The following is a 1614-nucleotide window of genomic DNA, read 5'->3' as shown; positions in this document are numbered from 1 at the left end:
TGAGTACGAGCGATCCGCGGGTGAATTCCGAATCGAACCGTTCCGGAAACTTCCGGAACAACGTCGTTGTAGATTAGGAGTGTTTCAGAGAGCACGTCAAGGGTTTGCAGAAAAGTCATGGCCGACGGTGTGGCGGGAAGGCCTATACTTGCAGCGAACCCAGGAGGAAAGCGTGCCCGAGACCCAGCGCCCGGCTGTCACAATTTCGGCTATTGCGGCCGAAGCGGGCGTTTCGGTGCCCACTGTTTCTCGGGTACTGAACGGTCGTGGCGATGTTTCCGCACGGACCCGTGAGCGGGTGGAAACTCTGTTGCGGGACCACGGATACCAGCGTCGGGGGAACCGTCCGGAGGTGCGGTCCGGCCTCATCGACCTCGTTTTCAACGACCTCGACAGCCCCTGGGCCGTGGAAATCATCCGTGGCGTGGAGGAGGCAGCCAATGAAGCCGGGGCCTCCACGGTGGTTTCGGCGATCCATCGCCGCACCAGTCCCACATCCACGAGGCAGTGGCTGGAGCATGTCAGCGCCAGGGCGAGTGACGGGGCGATCCTGGTCACCACTGACCTCGATTCGTTTCTGCGCGCCGAGCTGCAGCGCCTGGACGTACCTGCCGTAGTAGTTGATCCGGCCGGGGTGCCTGACCTCGACGTTCCGACCATTGGGGCCACCAACTGGACGGGGGCAGTCAGTGCTACAGAACATCTCACCGGACTCGGCCACCGCCGCATCGGTTTTGTTGCGGGTACCCCCGGGCTTTGGTGCAGCAGGGCGCGACTGGACGGTTACCGGGCGGGCCTGGACGCGGCCGGCATCGCATTTGATCCCGCGCTAGTGACCGAGGGGGATTTCGATTACCAGTCAGGTTTCCGCGCCGGCTGCAAACTCCTGGACTTGGCCGAGCTGCCCACCGCCGTTTTCGCAGCGAGCGACCAGATGGCCCTGGGTGTCTACGAAGCTGTACGCAAAAAGGGTTTGCTAGTGCCCGAAGACGTCAGCGTCATTGGCTTCGATGACCTTCCCGAGGCCCGCTGGGCTTCGCCTCCCCTCACCACCGTGCGGCAGCCATTGGCCGAAATGGGCAAGCTCGCCGCCCGTACCGTCCTGCGAATGGTCCAAGGGGAAAGTCTCGAAAGCCCCCGTGTTGAACTGGCCACCAGGCTCGTGGTGCGGGAGAGCACAGCAGCACCCAGGAACCGCTGATTCTGGTGGTGACCACCCGTCAGAGGTTACCGCGCTCCGTCTTAGCGCTAACCCTTGACCGGGAGTAGCTGGAAGCTTAGGCTGACTGAGTTCCGGAAAGTACCGGAAGGCCCGATCTAATTTGCTGCCCCAGTTAGTCCAGTGCGCGCGCTCCACCCACGCGCGCGGTACACACGCTGAGGTGCCTGGGGCAAGTGACAGCAAAGGAAACCCATGAAGCTCAAGCTCCCCCGCGCAGTTTTCCTGCGCCAGGCAAGACTCCCCTTCACCGCTGCAGTTCTTGCTGTAAGCGCCTTTGTTCCAGCGAGCCTCGCGGGCGCCACATGGGCCTGGGCGGACGGAGCGACACCTGCAATCGTGGACTCTACCCGCCATGACGGCAAGTATGTAAGCCTTACTTTTGACGACGGGCC

1 protein-coding gene and 1 pseudogene are annotated in these 1614 nt (G+C 62.7%); both read left to right on the top strand.

Translation table 11 applies throughout. The features are described from left to right. Window positions 1–172 precede the first annotated feature (172 nt). Window positions 173–1201, top strand: a complete 1029-nt coding sequence (locus AC5RWX_RS33060; RefSeq protein ID WP_494100389.1) for a LacI family DNA-binding transcriptional regulator — start codon at window positions 173–175, stop codon at window positions 1199–1201. A gap of 213 nt (window positions 1202–1414) precedes the next feature. Further along, window positions 1415–1614, top strand: a pseudogene (locus AC5RWX_RS33055) (polysaccharide deacetylase family protein); the annotation flags it as partial.

The organism is Arthrobacter sp. SPT-J7 (assembly GCF_059089965.1).
This window is presented reverse-complemented; position numbering and strand designations above follow the sequence as displayed.